Annotated in this window: 16 protein-coding genes; 3 read left to right on the top strand and 13 right to left on the bottom strand. The window is 38.6% G+C overall.

The window, feature by feature from the left end:
* Positions 1–5: 5 nt before the first annotated feature.
* From FBD94_RS01790 to FBD94_RS01770, 5 genes are all read right to left on the bottom strand, one after another.
* Positions 6–3,593 carry a SusC/RagA family TonB-linked outer membrane protein gene (locus tag FBD94_RS01790; RefSeq protein ID WP_136878857.1) on the bottom strand — a complete coding sequence of 1,196 codons (3,588 nt, stop codon included), beginning with the start codon at positions 3,591–3,593 and terminating at the stop codon, positions 6–8.
* A 162-nt stretch (positions 3,594–3,755) separates the two neighbouring features.
* Positions 3,756–4,889 (bottom strand): TlpA disulfide reductase family protein, encoded by a 1,134-nt coding sequence (locus tag FBD94_RS01785; RefSeq protein ID WP_136878856.1) that lies wholly within the window; start codon positions 4,887–4,889, stop codon positions 3,756–3,758.
* A gap of 51 nt (positions 4,890–4,940) precedes the next feature.
* Positions 4,941–6,155 carry a FecR family protein gene (locus FBD94_RS01780; RefSeq protein WP_131607642.1) on the bottom strand — a complete coding sequence of 405 codons (1,215 nt, stop codon included), beginning with the start codon at positions 6,153–6,155 and terminating at the stop codon, positions 4,941–4,943.
* A 100-nt stretch (positions 6,156–6,255) separates the two neighbouring features.
* Entirely contained in the window at positions 6,256–6,816 is a 561-nt protein-coding gene (locus tag FBD94_RS01775; protein ID WP_136878855.1) for an RNA polymerase sigma-70 factor, read from the bottom strand.
* A gap of 175 nt (positions 6,817–6,991) precedes the next feature.
* Entirely contained in the window at positions 6,992–7,723 is a 732-nt protein-coding gene (locus tag FBD94_RS01770; RefSeq protein ID WP_169472186.1) for a DUF4595 domain-containing protein, read from the bottom strand.
* 319 nt (positions 7,724–8,042) lie between these two features.
* Here FBD94_RS01770 and FBD94_RS01765 point away from each other — a divergent pair, with 319 nt between their 5' ends.
* A complete protein-coding gene (locus FBD94_RS01765; RefSeq protein ID WP_131607639.1) occupies positions 8,043–8,843 on the top strand; it encodes a hypothetical protein in 801 nt (266 codons plus the stop codon).
* An 82-nt stretch (positions 8,844–8,925) separates the two neighbouring features.
* The gene (gene dcp, locus FBD94_RS01760; protein WP_131607638.1) at positions 8,926–11,070 is read left to right on the top strand and encodes a peptidyl-dipeptidase Dcp; all 2,145 of its coding nucleotides are present in this window, start codon (positions 8,926–8,928) and stop codon (positions 11,068–11,070) included.
* 157 nt (positions 11,071–11,227) lie between these two features.
* On the opposite strand, the gene FBD94_RS01755 is transcribed toward dcp, so the two are convergent.
* The 8 genes from FBD94_RS01755 to FBD94_RS01720 all read right to left on the bottom strand — a co-directional run bounded on the left by FBD94_RS01755 (position 11,228) and on the right by FBD94_RS01720 (position 17,041).
* On the bottom strand, positions 11,228–11,887 hold the full coding sequence (locus FBD94_RS01755; RefSeq protein WP_131607637.1) for a Pr6Pr family membrane protein: 660 nt from the start codon (positions 11,885–11,887) through the stop codon (positions 11,228–11,230).
* A 48-nt stretch (positions 11,888–11,935) separates the two neighbouring features.
* Positions 11,936–12,397, bottom strand: a complete 462-nt coding sequence (locus tag FBD94_RS01750; protein ID WP_131607636.1) for a QcrA and Rieske domain-containing protein — start codon at positions 12,395–12,397, stop codon at positions 11,936–11,938.
* Between the two features lie 17 nt (positions 12,398–12,414).
* Positions 12,415–13,353, bottom strand: a complete 939-nt coding sequence (locus FBD94_RS01745) for a DUF5777 family beta-barrel protein (RefSeq protein ID WP_136878853.1) — start codon at positions 13,351–13,353, stop codon at positions 12,415–12,417.
* 8 nt (positions 13,354–13,361) lie between these two features.
* Positions 13,362–13,922, bottom strand: a complete 561-nt coding sequence (locus FBD94_RS01740) for a YceI family protein (protein ID WP_136878852.1) — start codon at positions 13,920–13,922, stop codon at positions 13,362–13,364.
* The gene (locus FBD94_RS01735; protein ID WP_136878851.1) at positions 13,897–15,072 is read right to left on the bottom strand and encodes an outer membrane beta-barrel protein; all 1,176 of its coding nucleotides are present in this window, start codon (positions 15,070–15,072) and stop codon (positions 13,897–13,899) included. Before FBD94_RS01735 ends, FBD94_RS01740 begins: the two co-directional genes overlap by 26 nt.
* A gap of 28 nt (positions 15,073–15,100) precedes the next feature.
* Positions 15,101–15,634: an RNA polymerase sigma factor gene (locus tag FBD94_RS01730; RefSeq protein ID WP_131607632.1), complete on the bottom strand. Its 534-nt coding sequence runs from the start codon at positions 15,632–15,634 to the stop codon at positions 15,101–15,103.
* Between the two features lie 94 nt (positions 15,635–15,728).
* Positions 15,729–16,472 carry a hypothetical protein gene (locus FBD94_RS01725; RefSeq protein ID WP_131607631.1) on the bottom strand — a complete coding sequence of 248 codons (744 nt, stop codon included), beginning with the start codon at positions 16,470–16,472 and terminating at the stop codon, positions 15,729–15,731.
* Complete coding sequence (locus tag FBD94_RS01720) at positions 16,472–17,041, bottom strand: RNA polymerase sigma factor (RefSeq protein ID WP_131607630.1); 570 nt, start codon at positions 17,039–17,041, stop codon at positions 16,472–16,474. The genes FBD94_RS01725 and FBD94_RS01720 overlap by 1 nt, the downstream gene beginning before the upstream one ends.
* A 177-nt stretch (positions 17,042–17,218) precedes the next feature.
* Here FBD94_RS01720 and FBD94_RS01715 point away from each other — a divergent pair, with 177 nt between their 5' ends.
* On the top strand, positions 17,219–18,211 hold the full coding sequence (locus FBD94_RS01715; RefSeq protein ID WP_131607629.1) for a hypothetical protein: 993 nt from the start codon (positions 17,219–17,221) through the stop codon (positions 18,209–18,211).
* Positions 18,212–18,295: the final 84 nt, after the last annotated feature.

The following is an 18,295-nucleotide window of genomic DNA, read 5'->3' as shown; positions in this document are numbered from 1 at the left end:
AATTTTTAAAACGAGAAAGTCACACCAAAAAAGAGTTCACGAGGTAAAGGCAAAGAGGTAAAACCTTGCTCTGTTGCAGCCCCTGTACCACCCGAAGTATTTACTTCAGCAGTCTCAGGGTCGATATCTACTCCTTTAGCCGTAATTCTAAACAAATTGCGGCCCTGAACAAATACCTTCGCATTGCTCATTTTAAGCTTCTTCGCAAGTTTGTCGAAGTTGTACGACAAAGTCAGGTCTCTGAGTTTTACATAACTGGCATTACCAATCACTACATCCGTATATGGGAAATAGAACATGTCCATGTTCCATGCCTGCAATACCGGATAAATGGTATGGTTCTCATCCCCTGGTTTCTGCCAGCGCTCCGACACGTGTCTGTTTAAATAATTAGATCCGCTGAAGTTATCCTTACGAAACTTATGACCTAATTTCGAAATAAACAACATTGTTAAGTCCCAACTTTTATAAGTAAAAGTATTGATCAGAGAAAGGTCATACTTTGGACGTAATGTTCCTAAATAAGCCACGTCGGAGGTAACTGCATCGCCTGGTTTAATCACTGCATTCGCTGCATTGTAAACCTGAGTCTCACCCAAATTGCTCAATCCTGCAAAACGATATCCCCAAAGGCCATCGGCTGGGTAATTCTTTACTAAAATACCTCCAGCAGTTGCATAACTGCTGGCATAATTCCGAACAACGTTATAAGACTTTACCTTGTTGTAATTATAAGAAATGTTAGTTCCCATGTTCCAGCGGAAGTTGTTACTTCTGATCAGGTCCATGTTCAATGCCAACTCCACACCACTATTCGACATTTCACCTGCATTCTTAGTAACCGTAGCAAAACCCGAAGTCGGGTCTGCTGCCTCAGCAGCCAATAGATCAGTACTATTTTTAGTATAATAATCTAAGCTGGCATTAAACCTGTGATTCCAGGCAGCAAAATCAATCCCAAAATTAACAATGTTGGTTCTTTCCCAACGCAATTGATTGTTAGGAGGAGAAGCCACTCCATAAGAAACCCCACCAGTATAATTGTTAAACGATCCTGTTGATAAGATAAGAAAAGGGCCCTGGTTTAGAGAAATATTTCCACTCACACCATAAGAGGCTCTAAGGTTTAACCTATTTATCCAATCGTTTTTAATAAATTCTTCTTCAGCCAATTTATAAGTACCCCCCACAGACCATAATGGACGGTATCTGTACTTAGGATCTGTTCCAAAGAAATTGGTCAAATCTAAACGAATACTACCACTCAAAATAAAACGGTTGTCGTACTCATAAGATCCATTTCCATACCAGGAAACAAAACGATTATCGCGGTATTCATATTTCCCCGGATCTAACAAAATTTGCCTGCCCATCAACATATCAGAAGTATATACTGTTGAATTATAATCCTTTAAATTCATCGGAACAAAAGAACCGGCAGTCGAATTATAACCCACACGTGTTTCTATACGGTTATTATCGAAAGTAAGCTTACGTATTTCATTTCCAACCAGGGCAGTAACACGATGTTTGTTGTTATCAAAGCCGCGATTATAATTAAGCTGGGATCTTACCGTCCAGTTTTCACTGATATTCCTGCTTTCATCAACAAGACTACCGTCCGGCAAATAATGATTCGCTGTATTTTTCAGTGAAGTTGCATCGTTATAGGCAATTCTTACCGCGTATGAATCCACATCACGGAACTCTTTCATCTGTGTACTGCCACGCTGCCAGCTACCACCAAACTCAGCAGTAAGCCCTTCCACTAATCGCGCTCTTACAAAACCACCAAGACGGGTTTGAAAATCGACATTCCTTCTGGTCATCTTTGAAAGATCATTTAAAGGAATATTCGTCCAGTCTTTCATCCCTGGAGTTTTCTTGTACGTGTCCATTTTATACTGACTCAAGCCCCATACTGCTGCAGAATTTCCATTCCCATCTACAAGATCTGTATAAGGCTGCAAAATAGACGCTGCATTATAATTGATCATCTTGGTATAATCGTCATACGGTGTTAAACGATTGTTGTAAACGATGTTCACAGTTGCACCAGCAGTTAAGAATTTAAAAGGCCTCCACTCATTTTTAACATCAAGAATAAGACGGTTACTATTACTCTGGATAAAATTCTCCCTTGTATTTAATAAGTTAAGCGCTACGTTATAGCTATTTTTTTCAGTTGCGCCGGAAATATTAAAGTTATGCTGATTGCTAATTTCAGGACGAAAGTATTGATCTTCAAACTGCTTCAACCCATCAACATTACATAACCGGTTAATTTCTGCCATCGCCTCAGCCTCAGAAATCTTATTTTCTCTTACCTGCATCATCAGGTAAGTTACCCGGCTCATGTTCCCCTTAGCAACTGTTGAAGCGGCATTTGGATCTTGCTTAAACAAATCTAACTCAGCATCAATATAATCTGAAGATGATGAACGGTTCAAATCGTTTAAATTAGGTTTTGAAACATAATTCACCAATCCATTATAGGTCAGCCTTGGTCCTCCATTTGCTCCTCCCTTCGTGGTAATAACTATTACCCCATTTGCTGCACGTGATCCATAAATAGAGGCCGCGACACCATCTTTAAGTACCGTTACACTACTGATATTGAGCGGATTTACGTTATCAATTCCACCTTCAATAGGATATCCATCTACAACAACAAGTGGATTCTTCTCAGCACCAAAGGTCGATACCCCTCTGATTTCTATATTACCCTTCTTATCCAGCACGACTCCAGCCAATTGTCCCTCTAAGGCTGACTTCAAATCTATCGCCAATCTCGCTTCCAATCTCCGACCTGTTACTACTCCAAATGATCCCGTTACACGCTCAGGCGATATAACCTGGTAACCTGTATTAATCACCACACCTACCTCCAACAGTTCAGACATGGACATCAATAGCGTAATCGCTCCTAAATCTGCACTCCGCATTCCTGCTTTTATTTCTTTAGAAACATACCCCACATAAGAAATAACCAGGGTTGCATTTTCCGGCACATCAGTTAAGCTGAATTCACCTTTCCTATCAGTTAGGGAGGTAATTTTGTGACCTTTAACATGGACACTTGCACCTACTAAAGGCTCGCCATCCTGTCCCAATATTTTTCCTTTAATATTGATAGGCTGTAAAAAATATTCCCTAATCCTTTCTGTCATGGTCTTCTCCAGCTCTTTAACCACGATGGTCCTGTTCTCCAGTGAATAAGTGAAGGACTGATCTTGAAACAGCTGAATCAGCACATCTCTGAGTTCTTCATTCCTTGCCTGAATAGTGACTAGTTTAGAATTTTTAACTAAGTTTTTTGGATAAATGAAATCATAGCCACTCTGTTTGCGGATATCTGTAAAAACAGTTTCAATAGATACATTTTTATGCGAAAGACTAATCTTTTGAGCTCTTGTAGCTAAGGCTGATTGCATAAAGCCAAAAAATAACAAAATACAGGTAAAATTAATCCGCATAAGCCATTTTTTAAATTCGGTTCGTTGTAGTAAACTTGGCTGTTCTTGTCTTTTTAAAACACAAGTATTGAGCACAGTACGGTTTCCTACCTTATTGTTGTAGTAAAGTTTATACATTTGCAATTCTGGTTTAAGTTGATAAATATGTTTCTAGCATGTTTCAAGGAAACCTGATTATTGATCGGAGGCGGACCAACGCCTTCGATCTTTTTATTATCAAGTTCCCTATTATTTGAATAGGCTTTAAATCAAGCCTTAAAATGACCTCCTTTCAATTATTTAAGCTTCGTTATCCAGTAATTTCCCACCTGTTTTATAAATTTTCATGGTTTCCTGTGCCGCATCTTTTACTTGTTGTTTTTGTTCTACCAGGGAAGTATCGTTCAAAATGTCGATTACCCTTTGCTGGGTTTCAATTGCTTTTTTAGTATCTCCGGCTCTGTAATAAGCTTTGCCCAGGTTGGTTACAGCATAAGGATCTTCACTGTCAGATTTAGCTGCTGCCTTTTCCATTAACTTTAGCGCCAGTTTATAATCACTAACATCTGCAGCTAAAGACTGAAGGGTTAATGGATCGTTTTCATAAGTTTTCAACGCTTCCAATCCATAAGCATTTGCTTTCTTCGCATCAATTTCCGCTAAAAACTTATACTTCTTCCCTGCCAAACTGCCTACACCAAAAGGAGACATTGGTATTAACTGATCCACTATTTGCAGCGCCTTTTTATAATCCTTTGCATCTTCGGCCACTTTAAGGTCTGCTTTCAAAGCCTTAGACTGTGCATCGTGTTCCTTTACTTTTTGGGCCAGTTTCGCTTTTCCTTCCTCATTGTAAGTACCAGCGATAACCATCTCCAATGGACCTTCCACTGAAGCAGGATGTCCGATCCAGGCAATTTTGCCAGCCTGATCTATAATGTATGCAACAGGAATTCCAAATTTTCCCGAAGCTACCAACCAGGTATTCCACATCACATCTTCACGTACATCGGCCGCTACAATATAGTCCATTCCATCTCCTAAGCGACTTACAAAGCGTTCAACTTTAGCAATATAATCACCGTTCTTATTTTTACCAGCAATCAATTCCTTTACATTAAAGCTGATTACATCTGCATCCTTTTTGTATTTACGTGCAACTTCAGATAGATGCGGCATGCTCGCTCTGCATGGCCCACACCAGGTGGCCCAAAACTCCATTACATACACCCTCCCCTTTTCAAATTTGGTAATGGGCTTTCCTTTAATCCACTTCTCGGCCACTATTGAGGGCGCTGCATCACCAACTTTTAAGGTAATCGCTGGCCTTTCAACGCTCTTGGCTACAGGAGCATTTTGCGCATAAGCATTTGATAAACTGAGCGCTGCTACTGTTAAGAGCGCCGCAGTTCTTGATTTAAAAAAATGGTTCATTGTTTCGGTTTTAGGTTTTATATAATTGATAATTTTTTATTCCATTTTCAACTAAGGCATCACGATCACCCGTTTTTCTACCCCGGGAGATACGGTATCCTCAAGCTTAAAGTGGACTTTATTAGTTTCCTGCAATACTTTTAAAACTTCTGTTAAATGTTTAGACCTTGATATCCTTCCAACCAGTTCCTCCTCAGTAATGTTCCCTTGATAAACGATTTCAACGTTGTACCAGCGGGAAATCTGACGCATAATCGTTTTAACATCCGTATCAAATATGAAGTCACCATTTTTCCAATCGATGACAGCGGTTGGATCCACCTTGATGATTTTAATGAATTCACTGTCTTTTGCAATGATACTTTGCTGGTTAGGTTTTAAAAGCTGATGCTCCGTAATTGCCGAGGCTGCTGAAACGCGCACCGAACCTTCAAGTAAAGTAGTTTTTGCGAAGCTTTCATCAGGGTAGTTATTGATATTGAAATGCGTTCCCAACACCTCTACCTGCTGCGTTTCCGTTTTTACGATAAACGACATTCTTCTACCTGAAGAGGCATGTACTTTAGCCACTTCAAAATAAGCTTCACCGCTAAGCTGTACAACTCGCTCACTACCTTCAAACTCAGCAGGGTACTTCAATGTTGATGCGGCATTTAACCAAATCTTCGTTCCATCAGAAAGTATAATCTGGTATTGTCCACCTTTTGGCGTAGTTAATACCGCATATTGATTCCTGCTCTTTCCTTCGCTTATAATTTTGGTACCATCGTTATAAGTTAACTCATCAGCTTTTATGATCACACTCTGCTTATCGCCGCTTAATTCGACAGTTCTGCCATCCGCAAGCGTTAATGTTGCCTTGTTACTTCCCGGAGCAACGTCTTTAGCTACCGCTAAACCATCCATCATGATATGTTCGCGATTTATGGAAGTATAAAAATAACCTCCTATAGAAACCAGGATTAAAATTGCCGCGGCTGCAGCCATCCATGAATAGCGCTTTCTCTTTTCAACAAACTGATCTTCTTTTGCGATTCTTGTCTTTAGGTTTTCAAAAGATTCATTTACAGCATACGCATTCATGATATCTAAGGCTTTCTCTTTTTGATCAGCACTGTTTAGCTCATTAAACAAGTCCTGATTTCCCAGGCTTAAATTCAACCAGGCGTCCAATTCCGCACTTTCCGATTCAGAGATCGACCCTTTTCTATACCCCGTTACCAAATAGATGACGCGTTGTGCCTTTTGAATTTCAGATTGATTCATAAATCCTATAATGTGATCTTCTTTATTTTACAGACAGTACGACATCGATCAGAAAAAGTACCGAAATTATTTTTTATTTTTTTTAGGCTAGCATTAAAGCTTACATATACATGCAAAGCAATAAAAATCCACTTTTGGAGAGCTTTTGCTTCAGAAGTTTTAGGCCTATACTTTTTTGATTTTTAACTGTCTGAATAGAGATGTCAAGTTCTTTGGCTATCTGATCATTTTTTAAGCCTTCTACAAAACTCAAACTAATGACTTTTGAACATTGAACTGGCAGGTTATGGATTTCACGATAAATCTCACCCCATACTTCTGATTGGATCATTTCTTCGATGAAGTTCTTATCCTGTGCAACGTCCTTCGTTACGAAAATGTGTCGATCTTCTGCGCGTTTGGCAATTTTTAAAAAATCCAGGCAAGAATTTCGAGTCGCTACATATAAAGTGGATTGCGCATGCTGAAGATTCTTAAAGCGCTCTTTTTGACGCCAAAGTTTAAGAAATAAATTATTTACAACATCCTCTGCATCTTCCCGGTCAATATACTTTTGAGCAAAATAACATAAAGGTGCAAAGTAATTTCGGTACATTTCTTCAAATGTAACCTCATTACCCATACTAATAGCTGATCCGTTTGTTATTGAAGCTGTTTCCATTTTTCACAGCAAGGTTTAATTATAGCTGAGCGAATATACATTTTAAAATTAAAACAACTAAAAACTGTTGTGGGCTGCTCTACTAACAAAAAAAGCCACATTTCTGTAGCTTTAATCTTTTTCATTAAGGACATCAAATCTAAACCGGTTCATACGGTTTAGATTATACTCGTTATTATTTACAAGTGTATTTAGAAACTAATGCGTAGCTATCACCATCATTTGATAATGCACTAACCTTGGTAATGTTTCCATTGGCATCTTTTTCATAAGTATATGTTTCTTCAAATGGGTTCCCAGAGCTAGAGCTTTCAACAAGCTTTGATACTAAGTTCTTGGACGTCTTACCAAAAAACTTCCTTAATACACTATCAAATGGAAATTCCTCTTCATTTACGAAATTATCATTAGCAAGCTCTGCACCATAAATGTAATTAATTGTATATGAATTACCACTATTTATTGATGTTAGATTACCATTTGTATAACTGTATTTACTGTTGTATGCAGCAGTAGCATCCGCGTTATAACCTTGAATTTCAACTAGGTACCCTTCAGCATTATAAATATATGTATCAACATATCCTTGCTCATTAGTCTGATGTACAATCCTACCTTGACCATCAAGGGTATAAGTTATTGTAAATGACTGCCCATGCTGTGTTTGAACCTCAATGATTTTCGAATTTGAGTAGGTATAAGTTACTTCTAGATCATCATTAGGGCCACCTTCACCACCCTTTACTTTGATTACTTTCCCTTCTGTATTATAAGTAAAAATAGAGTTTCTAGTGTGCCCATCTTCACCCGTGTAGGTGCTTTCGGTTAATAGACAATCAGCAACCTTATCATCTGTCTTGTCTTTCTTACATGAAGCTACGATCAGCATACATAGTGCTGAGAGCATTAAAATTGATTTTTTCATTTGTGTTTAATTGTAAAAGGAATATGAACGACTACGCCATCCCATCATTTTATATGTTATTAATTTATTTGGCGAAGATATCAATTAACATTAACAATCATTTCTTTTATTTTCCTTTATGGTAAACTAAAATAATTTCAAGCAATCTATCCCGCTTGAATAACGCAACAAAACCTATTCATTTAAGCATCAAGTGTAAAACAATTGTTATACAAGAAACAAACACCCCATACAACCGCCTCAGCTATTGGATATTCCTTTTCAAAGGTTAATTTTGCACGAAAAAAATCTAACCAACATTATGAAAAACATATTCTACGCGCTCGGCTTGTCCCTTCTTTTATTTAGTTGCAAACAACAGGAAACTACCGCAACCTATACTCCAAGGGTATTGACTGCCAATGAAAAATTTAATGAATCCTATGATGGAAAGGATAGCATATTTACCATCCTTTTGAAAAAAGACGAGAATACCAGTGAAATCAAAGAAGAGTTTAATGTAAAATTTAAAGACACACTTGTCAAAATTCAAATCAATAAGGCTGATCCAAATTCAATAACTGATAAATTTGCATCTACCCAATTTATAAACACCCAAAAAACTGCACTTCTTGTTCAGTTGGCCGACAATTCAGGTCTGGCTGCTCCATCCTATGTCATCGCCTTAAAAAATGGCAAACTTAATGTAGTGAGCCTTTACAGGCCCTCAACAGGAAAAGAGGATCCAAAGTATACTACGGGTATAAACAAACTGGGAAGAGCAGGATATTTGGTTAACAATGATTTTTTCATCACCAATGTGAATGCAAATGTTCATTTGATCAAAAGACAAAATCCTGAGGAAAGAATACAAGGTGAGTTTATTTTAAATTCGCCAGATAAGTCGACTTTAGTGTTCCTTACCCCTTCGTCCTTATACCAGGTCCATTACTCAAGCGATGAGATTTTTAATGAGAAACTAGCTAAACCCGCACCTCAGACGGACCTTGAACTAACGGATTGGGTTAAGAATAATTACAGCTGGGCAAAGAATAAAAAAGGCATTACCTTTTTGAAATTCAGCGATAGCAACAGAATAGTTGACATTAAAGAATTTCAATAACACATTGAATTAGGAGCTGTTTTCTTATGAACTAATCGGCACAAATTTTTGTACATTAGTTCATAAGAAAACCAATATCCTAATGAAAACATCTTTAAAGTTACCACTAGTAGCCATGCTGGCTATTTTTGCATCATGTGAAAACAGCAGCAAGAAATCAGCATCGGATAATTCAAATCTTTCTACATCAAACCCTTTCCTCAAAGAAAGCACCTTACCTTATCAGGTGCCTGACTTTAATCACATAAAGGATAGTGATTTTAAACCTGCTATTGAGGAAGGCATGAAGATCCATTTAAATGAGATCAACACAATTGCAGATAACACTGAAAGCCCCACATTTGAGAATACACTGGTAGCAATGGAGAAAAGCGGGCAAATGTTGACCCGTGTAAATAATGTCTTTGGTCTACTGACAGGTGCAAATACCAATGATGATCTCCAAAAAATAAAAGAAGAAATAGCGCCTAAACAAGCCGCACATCAGGATGCCATATATCTGAATGCGAAACTATTTAAACGCATCGAATCTATATACAATACGAGAGCATCGCTTAATCTAGATCCTGAATCCAACAAATTAGTTGAATATACTTATCAGAAATTTGTATTAGCTGGAGCCAAACTTTCTGAAGATTCAAAAACTAACCTTAAAAAGCTGAATGAGCAGGAAGCTTCGCTAAGTGCAAAGTTTTCTAACCAATTACTTGCGGCAGCAAAAGCCGGCGCTTTGGTTACCGATAACGTATCAGATCTGGAAGGTTTATCCTCGGGTGAAATTAATGCCGCAGCCCAAGCTGCAAAAACCGCTAAGATGGACGGAAAATGGTTGCTATCCCTTCAAAATACAACACAGCAACCACCTTTACAATCGCTATCTAACCGCGCTACCCGTCAGAAATTATTTGAGGCTTCATGGAATCGTGCAGAGAAAAGCGATAGCAATGATACCCGAAAAACGATAGTTGAAATTGCCAAAATACGGGCTGAGAAAGCAAAATTAATGGGATTCCCTAATTATGCTACCTGGAAATTACAAGATCAAATGGCTAAAACCCCAGCTGCCGTTGAAGCATTTTTCGCTAAACTGGTCCCCTCAGCAACAGCAAAGGCCCATGCAGAGGCTGCAGAAATTCAATCGCTAATAGATACACAAAAAGGTGATTTTAAACTGGAACCTTACGATTGGGATTATTATGCGGAACAAGTACGGAAGGCTAAATACGATCTAAATGAAACTGAGGTTAAGCCCTACTTTGAATTGAATAATGTACTTAAAAACGGAGTTTTCTACGCTGCCACTCAACTGTACGGCATTACTTTTAAAGAGCGTACTGACCTGCCGGTTTATCACAAAGACGTTAAGGTGTTTGAATTGCTTGATAAAGACAGCAGTACAATTGGTTTGTTCTACTGCGATTACTTTAAACGCGACAACAAATCTGGTGGTGCATGGATGGACAACATGGTTGGCCAGTCGAAATTAATGGGCACTAAACCCGTTATTTTTAACGTATGCAATTTTACTAAACCCGCTGGCGGACAACCTGCGTTAATCAGCTTTGATGATGTAACCACAATGTTCCATGAGTTTGGACATGCTTTGCATGGTTTTTTTGCCAATCAAGAATACCCTACTCTTTCGGGTACCAACGTAGCCAGAGACTTTGTTGAGTTCCCATCTCAGTTTAATGAGCATTGGGCCGTAAATCCGCAAGTCTTTAAAAACTATGCGATTCATTACAGTACCGGACAGCCAATGCCACAAATATTGGTTGATAAAATAAATAAAGCCGCTAAATTTAACCAGGGTTATGCCCTAACAGAGGTATTAGCTGCCGCTGCATTAGATATGCAATGGCATAAACTTTCGGCAACTGAACCTTTGCAGGATGCTGATAAATTTGAAACCGCAGCACTTCAAAAAACAGGATTAAGCTTATCGTATGTTCCACCACGCTATCGTTCCAGCTATTTTTTACACATCTGGGGTAATGGCTATGCGGCAGGTTATTATGCTTACCTGTGGACAGAAATGCTGGATCACGATGCATTCTCTTGGTTTGAAGAGAATGGTGGCTTAACCCTTGCCAATGGTCAGCGCTTCCGCGACATGATCCTTTCTCGTGGCAATACAGAAGATTATGGAAAAATGTTCCGCGATTTCCGTGGTCATGATCCGAATATTAAAGCCATGCAGAAATATAGAGGCTTGCCAGAAAAGTAGGCTTAGAAACAATTAAAAGAGCCTGACAGGCTCTTTTTTTGTGCGTTCGTCATCCTGAATTTATTTCAGGATCCCTCTTGAGCATGTTTTTCGAATAGTTCGTGCGAGGTCCCTGAAATAAATTCAGGATGACGAATGCTTTATGATACGGTCTCTTTTAGTTTAAATGCTTATTCTTTTTCTGATGGTTTGCAATTAATTTCCCAATCCAAACCAATCCCAGCGATAATACCAGAAATACAATTAAGAGGTAAAAGCTATTTAGCAACACCTTATTGTATCCCAATGCAGCCACATCAATAAATGGATAAGGGTAAAATCCAGAAACTTCAGCCCTTACCATTATGAATATTACATAAACAAAAGGATAGATCAACCAGGCAAAAGCATCAGTCCATTTCAATGTGCTTTTCGGCGCAAAAATCAACCAGTATACCATAAAAAGAACTGGCAGACCTGCATGCAACAATTCATCTACAATAAGCTGCAGGCCTTTTGGCTGCCATGTAAACCGCAATATTAAATTGTAAACAATCCCAACTACACTGATATAAACCGTAACTGCTGCCAAAACCTTTGGCTTTGAAAAAAAGCTTTCCTCGTTCTTACTGAAATTAAACAACAATAACGTAAAACACAATACCACCATAATATTGGTGAGAATGGTGAAGTAACTGAAATACCTGGTTACAGACTCCATTACAGGAATATCATTATTTACTATCGTCAGATACAATTGTGCGATTAACGCAAACCAGCCTACAATAAAACCGATCATCAAAAACACTTTATTGGCTTTAGCGTACTTTTTATCCATACTGCATTTTATAATTAGCAATTGAATATAGCTATTTGTATGGAAATATTAAGCTATAGTAGCCGTCAATGTTGTCCCACTTACAGCTGTACTGTAAATTTTTAGTGTCCTGGTATTACCCGTTGAATTTTGTGGCCCCTGAAGGATTGCCCCATTGGTACCATATTCTGAAAAATGCAACTGGCACTGTATCTTACTTAGCGCTTGTTTCCATACAAGGCTACCTCCTTGATGTGGACAAACTGATTCTGTGGCGACAAAGGATGCCGGAACATTTCCTGCTGCAACTCTAAAAAACAGTACACCATTTACTGTTGCCTGATCACCAATCGCCATAATTTGGCTAGCCAGATCAACACTAGCTGTACTCCCACCGCCACCTCCAACTGGGGGTTTTGTCTCTGGATCAGGCGTACCTGTCCCACCTTTTCCACAACCGGACATACAAGATCCAGTGCATAGCAATGCCAGGCCAAGTCCTAAGGACTTGATAAATTCTTCACGTTCCATAATTTTAAATTTTAGTTTTAGTAAATTTTAGATGTTTTATCGGGGTCTTTATTTTTTGATTTAAAGAGGGTAAAGTTTCTAGAAATAGTAAAGCCAAATCGTACGCCTCCATCCTGCCAGGACTTCTTTGTGCCTGGGATAAAGTTGTTTTCCAGAATATATTCAGAATTCATAAAGTTTAATGAGAAAATATGCCCGCCTGTTTCAATTTCGAGGCCAACACCCAAAGGGTTAAAATAGGCCTGACTCAGATCTGTTGGTCTAGACAATCCATTTACCAATGTATAATCGGCAACAAAGGATAACCGTTTACTGAGTTTCATCCGCCCTGCAAAGCCTATAGAAAAAAGATTTTCAGGATCCCTGCTTTCTGTAGTATTTTTCCTCATCAACAAAGCAGGCAATACCTCCAACGACAATCTTGAAGAGAATTTCCTGGAAAATATGGGTTGAATAAAATAAGAGAACCGATTGGCGTAGCTAGAAAATTCACTTTCGGAAAAAGGAGACCTTGCTATCCAGCCCATCTGGGCAAACAAGGTTAGGTTGACAGGCATACCACCATCGCTTTTTTGTTTTAACAGCTTATATTTTCCAGAAAAATTAAAAAGCTCATCCTGCTTACTTCTTCCAATTCCAACAGTAAAATCATCGGTAATGCCGTAATCAAAACCTATAAACAAATCAGAGGCCACATCAAGTCCATACAGCGTATGTGAACTTCCAAATCGGCCCCCAATATCTCCAAAGTGATGACGAATACGTAAATCCAAATCATGCTTCTTCTGTGTTTCGGTAGACTGAGATAAAACCACCCTTGTGGACTTAAACACAGCTTCCACTTCAGGACTGCCATTATTGCTATCCAGCGTTTTCAATAAGGAATCTGCTTTCTGAGCTTGGGCATTCATTAAAAAGCAAGAAAGGACAATTGCCAATAAACCGGTCTTTTTCATATTTAGCATTATTTTGCGAGATTTAGTTTACCATCAACCTTTATACTGATTACCTCAGCAACCTTAGTTATAATTAGGGTTGGTATTTTTATCTTATGATCGGCACAAGGCACCTTAAATTCTGTTAGAATCTGTATTGCTCCATCCTTTACAATCACCTTCCCCTGTATGCTTCTCATTTTATCTACACCATGTACAGTAAGCTTCCCGCTGGCAGTAACATCATACTCCCCATTTTTGGTAAAATCAATGACCTGGTCTATCATTCCTTTAAATTTTGCCATGGGATACTTGTCACTCTCCATGTAATTTTCATTAAAATGCTCTTGCATCAGTTTCCGATCAAACTCAAACCCTTTAATTGGGGTCTGAACCACAATCTCTCTGGTATTACCAACCAATACAGCCGTACCCTTCACATTAACAGCTCTGATATCTTCGACCGGTGTAGAAGAAAACAAAGAAAGCTTTACACCTTTTCCTACGTAACTTTGCGCAATTGCACTTAGCTGTAGCAATGTAAATGATGCTCCTAAAAGGATATTAGTAGTTCTTTTTCCCCAGATCATAACGTACTTTTAATGAAACTCCACTTGATTTTAGATTTACCCGCCCCTCGCCAACACCTACTAAAGGTATTTTTACAAAAGGCTCAAGCCCTAATCTGAATTTTTCCTTTTTAAGTTTTACATAGTAAGTTGCAGAAAGATCGACCACCCCAAAATAGTGTTGGTTCTTACCATTGATTTGTTGAAAGCGATCTTGGTAACCCGATGCAGCTGTGTAACTGTAAGTATAATTCTCTTTAAGCATAAAATAGCTTGACATACCGGCATTAAGGTCGATGCTTCTATTCACATCATCTAAAACATTCAACGAAGCCAGTAAAGGGATTTCAAGGACAGCACAAGAAGCATCTACCCCCGAAATGATCGATTTCATCTGCTGGTTTTTAAATTTATATTCATAGTTATCTGCGCCATAATACTTAGCACTGTAATTTAACCCGGTTTGCAGCTTAAGTCGCTTTGCAACACCTATACTAAAGCCAACACCCGCGCTAAAACCTGTTCTGCCCCCTATAACCAAACCAGATGAATTAAACTCTGGCCCGGCACTCAAGGTCAAACTCATTGGCCATGTCCTAGTCCTTGCCTTTTTTTGCTTTTTAATAACTGAAGCTAGCGAAGCAGGGAGCAAATCTGTATCAGATGCCGCAACAGCATTTGAATCCACTTGTATAGGTTCTGATTGGGCCAATACAGGTATTAAAATCGAGCTGTTTAAGGTATCAGTTAAAGGAGTAGAACTAAGAGCAGGAACAGTAGCAGGAACCAGAACCTGAATTGGAGCAGAGATCGGAGTCGCAGTTGCAGTTGGAATTTGTACAACAAAGCTTGGCTTAACCTTTTTAGTAGGATACGAAATAACATCATCCTTACGATCCACTTGTTGAATTGAGCCTACTGGTTGAATGCGCTGTTTTTTTGCCACCATAGCTCCTGTAGATTTCGCCGATTGGTCACCTATAGTTGTATACACACCAAAACCAATTAAAAGCAATAACAACAACGCTGCAGATTTTCTATAAAATATAACCCGATCCCGTTTCTTCAACTTTTGCTCCATCTTATCCCAAGCCGCTTCCTCAAACTGAGGCTCAGCATCGAATACCTTTTGTCTAAAGGTGGCATCAAACTCTTTATCGTTTAATTCCATAATGGTTTTATATCTATCAATAATCCAATCACGACGTAGTTTTTAGCATTTTTTTCAGTTGCTCTCTGGCTTTAAATAGGTTAGACTTAGATGTACCCACTGAGATGCAAAGCATTGACGAAATCTCTTCATGCGTATAACCATCAATTGCAAATAGGTTAAACACCGTTCTATAGGCAACAGATAGCTTTTGAACCAGATTAATCAAATCCTCATAATGAATATGAGAAAGAATACTCTCCCTATCCTCTATATCATACCTCGCATTTAGCTCTTCCATTTCAATACGTTTTATTTGTTTTCTGTAATGATCTATCGAAGTGTTGATCATAATGGTACTTAACCATGATTTAAACGGTCTTGTATCTTCATATCGGTTAATATTGATAAATACCCTCATGAATCCATCATTAACCAATTCTATGGCCTCTTCTTTATCATTCGCATAACGAATACACATCCGCATAGCATAGCTGTAAAAGATCTGGTAAAGTCCTTTCTGACATTTCCTGTCTTTTTTCTTACAACCGGCTATTAATTCCTGAATGATTAATTCGTTCACTTGAAAATTTTAATTCATTTATACTTACAGGTACGCAGATTAGCGGGCATAGGTTGCCTGTAATATGAAATTAATAATAAAAAAAGTAAAAAAACTAATGTAGCTTTTTGCTAAGCTCCTGAGCTTTATCATAATTAGCTGTTCCTTGAGGGATTTTGGCAAGCCATTCTAAAGCTTGCTGATTATCCTTCTGTTTCAAGAAACTCAAGCCAATGTAATAAGCAGCATCATATTTAAATACAGATTCCCCTTCATACAGTTTTGTAAGGATGCTCCTCGCATCATTTTCTTTCCCTGTTTCAATAAGGGTAATTCCGTAATAATAAGCCACCAATGTGTTTTCTGGTGAAAGTGTATATTCCTGTGCTAAAACTGCGCTCGCAGCACTAAAATCATGTGCGTTATAAAGATCCGCGGCCTTTTCAAGGTTATTTTTAGTATCCGCACCGCGCTCTACCACAGACATTTCTTTACTGATGCTGTATTTTTCATAAAGATTGACAGACCATGGAGCCCATACAAACAACCCAATAACTAAAATTGCAGCAACGCTGATCCACCTTAGGTATGGTCGCAAAGTAACCACTCGTGCTGAGGAATGTTCCTGATCTTTAAAATACTGTTTACCGAATGCGGCTAATGTTGCTTCAACTTCTTTATCGTCCTCAGAAGGGGCAATCTTCATCTTTAAGGTTTGATGAACATTCTTATATTCGGCCAACAGCGATTTTAACTCTTCATCTACCTGAAGCAAAGTTTCAAACTCCTGTTTTTCCTGAAGCTCCATATCACCTTCAAGGTAACGGGCAACAGTTAATAATTTCTCCTCGTTCATCATTATTCTTCCGTTTTATCAGATTGAACCATTTTTATCAGAGATGCCATGCATTCAGATTTCTTTTTTCTCAGGTAACCATAAGTAACACCAAGCGTTTCGGCCACTTTTTCTTGTGCCTCCCCCTTCATGCTCCATGAAATGATCTCTCTACAGCGTTCGCCTAATTTTTCAAACGCTTTGAAAAACAACTTCGACTGCGCCTCCTGATTTTCCAGATAATCTGCATTAGCAAAAGTATCTTCTCCGATATGTAATAAATCCTCTTCGCTATTTGTTACCGGTAGAATTGATCTTTTTTTGATTTCATTTAACCATTTCCGTTTACATATCAATAATATATAAGGCTCGAAAGGGCAGGTAAGTTCTAGTGACTTATATTTTGCCTGCTTATATATATCCATTAAGGACTCTTGAAATATGTCCGCAGCATCATCATCACTCCCATTATTAAATACGATCCATGATTTGACTTTAGCGGCACAACGCTTATAAATCTCATTAATGATTGCTGTATCATTATTTACCAGTCCCACAATATAACGCTGGTCTGAATGTATGTTTTTAGCCATTGGTGGATTTATAATCAAGCATATCGCTACTAATTTAAAACTTCTTTTGGTAGCGCAATAAAAAAAATTAAAACAGGGGGGTAACATTTTTTGACTGCCGTTGATATCTATACGAATCACCCAATGGCGAACGCTGAAAAGCCTTAATAGAGTAAGCAATTTTTTAAAACTATGAACATGAAAACTTTAAACTTAACATCAGCATTATTCATCGTATTGATCGCCTTAGGCGTAGCGTGTAAAAAAGAAAACTCGAACGACGGTGACACGAACACTGCAAAGACAGCCAAAGAGTTTACCGCTAAATTTGGCGCTCAAAAACAAACTAAAGAGATCAATGCCTCCGCCCTTCCTCAAACTGTATCCTTATTGGATGGCACAAAAATCACATTCCCTATTGGCTCACTAACTAAAGGTGGCGTACCAGTAACAGGCAACGTTACGATTGAAGCTTATGAGGTATTGAAAAGAAGTGCAGTTATATTTACTGGTGGAAACACCAACCACTCATCAGGAGCACCACTGGCATCAGATGGTTTTATCTTTATCGATGTAAAATCTGGTGGTGTTAGCGTAGATCAAAACCTTGCTGTACCGATTAAAATCGCTATTCCCGCTAAAAGAGATGGTGCTACTCAACTTTGGGTAGGTGTAGATCAGGGTGGAGAGAAACCACTTGTGGCCGGACCAGCTAACCAAATGGCATGGGCAGCGCCAAGAAACGCTAATGGTGTGGGCATGAAAGAAGTAGGTGCTTCACAATCCGCCTTTACGTTTGATTTCGGAAGTCTTGGATGGGTTAACTGCGACATATTTTATAATAACGCTAGTCCTAAAACAACAGTAAGAGTAGAGGTACTTAACAACCCAGGTTCAATGGCCAGTTTCCATGCTTATGGTGGTGAAACCTTTGTATACTTCTGCGCAAGAGGAGCTAATGTTGTTGCTCAGTTGTACACTGCTGATGGCCCGAACAAAGTAAAAAGCTACGACAACAGTATGCCAATTGGTTCAGAAGGTAAGATGCTTTCATTCTGTGTTAAAGATGGTAGATTTTACTACGCGGTTCAGGACATCACGATCAGCGCAAACCAAAACTTGACACTTACCCTAACAGAAACTACTGAAGCTACCATACAAGGTGTAATCAGCAGTCTGGATAATTATTAAAATCCCTATTAAACACACAATTGAAGGTTGCATCATATTTATGATGCAGCCTTTTTCCCGTTTTAATGGCAAACAGGCATTGAT

This window comes from Pedobacter hiemivivus, from assembly GCF_005144565.1.
GTDB lineage: Bacteria > Bacteroidota > Bacteroidia > Sphingobacteriales > Sphingobacteriaceae > Pedobacter > Pedobacter hiemivivus.
This window is presented reverse-complemented; position numbering and strand designations above follow the sequence as displayed.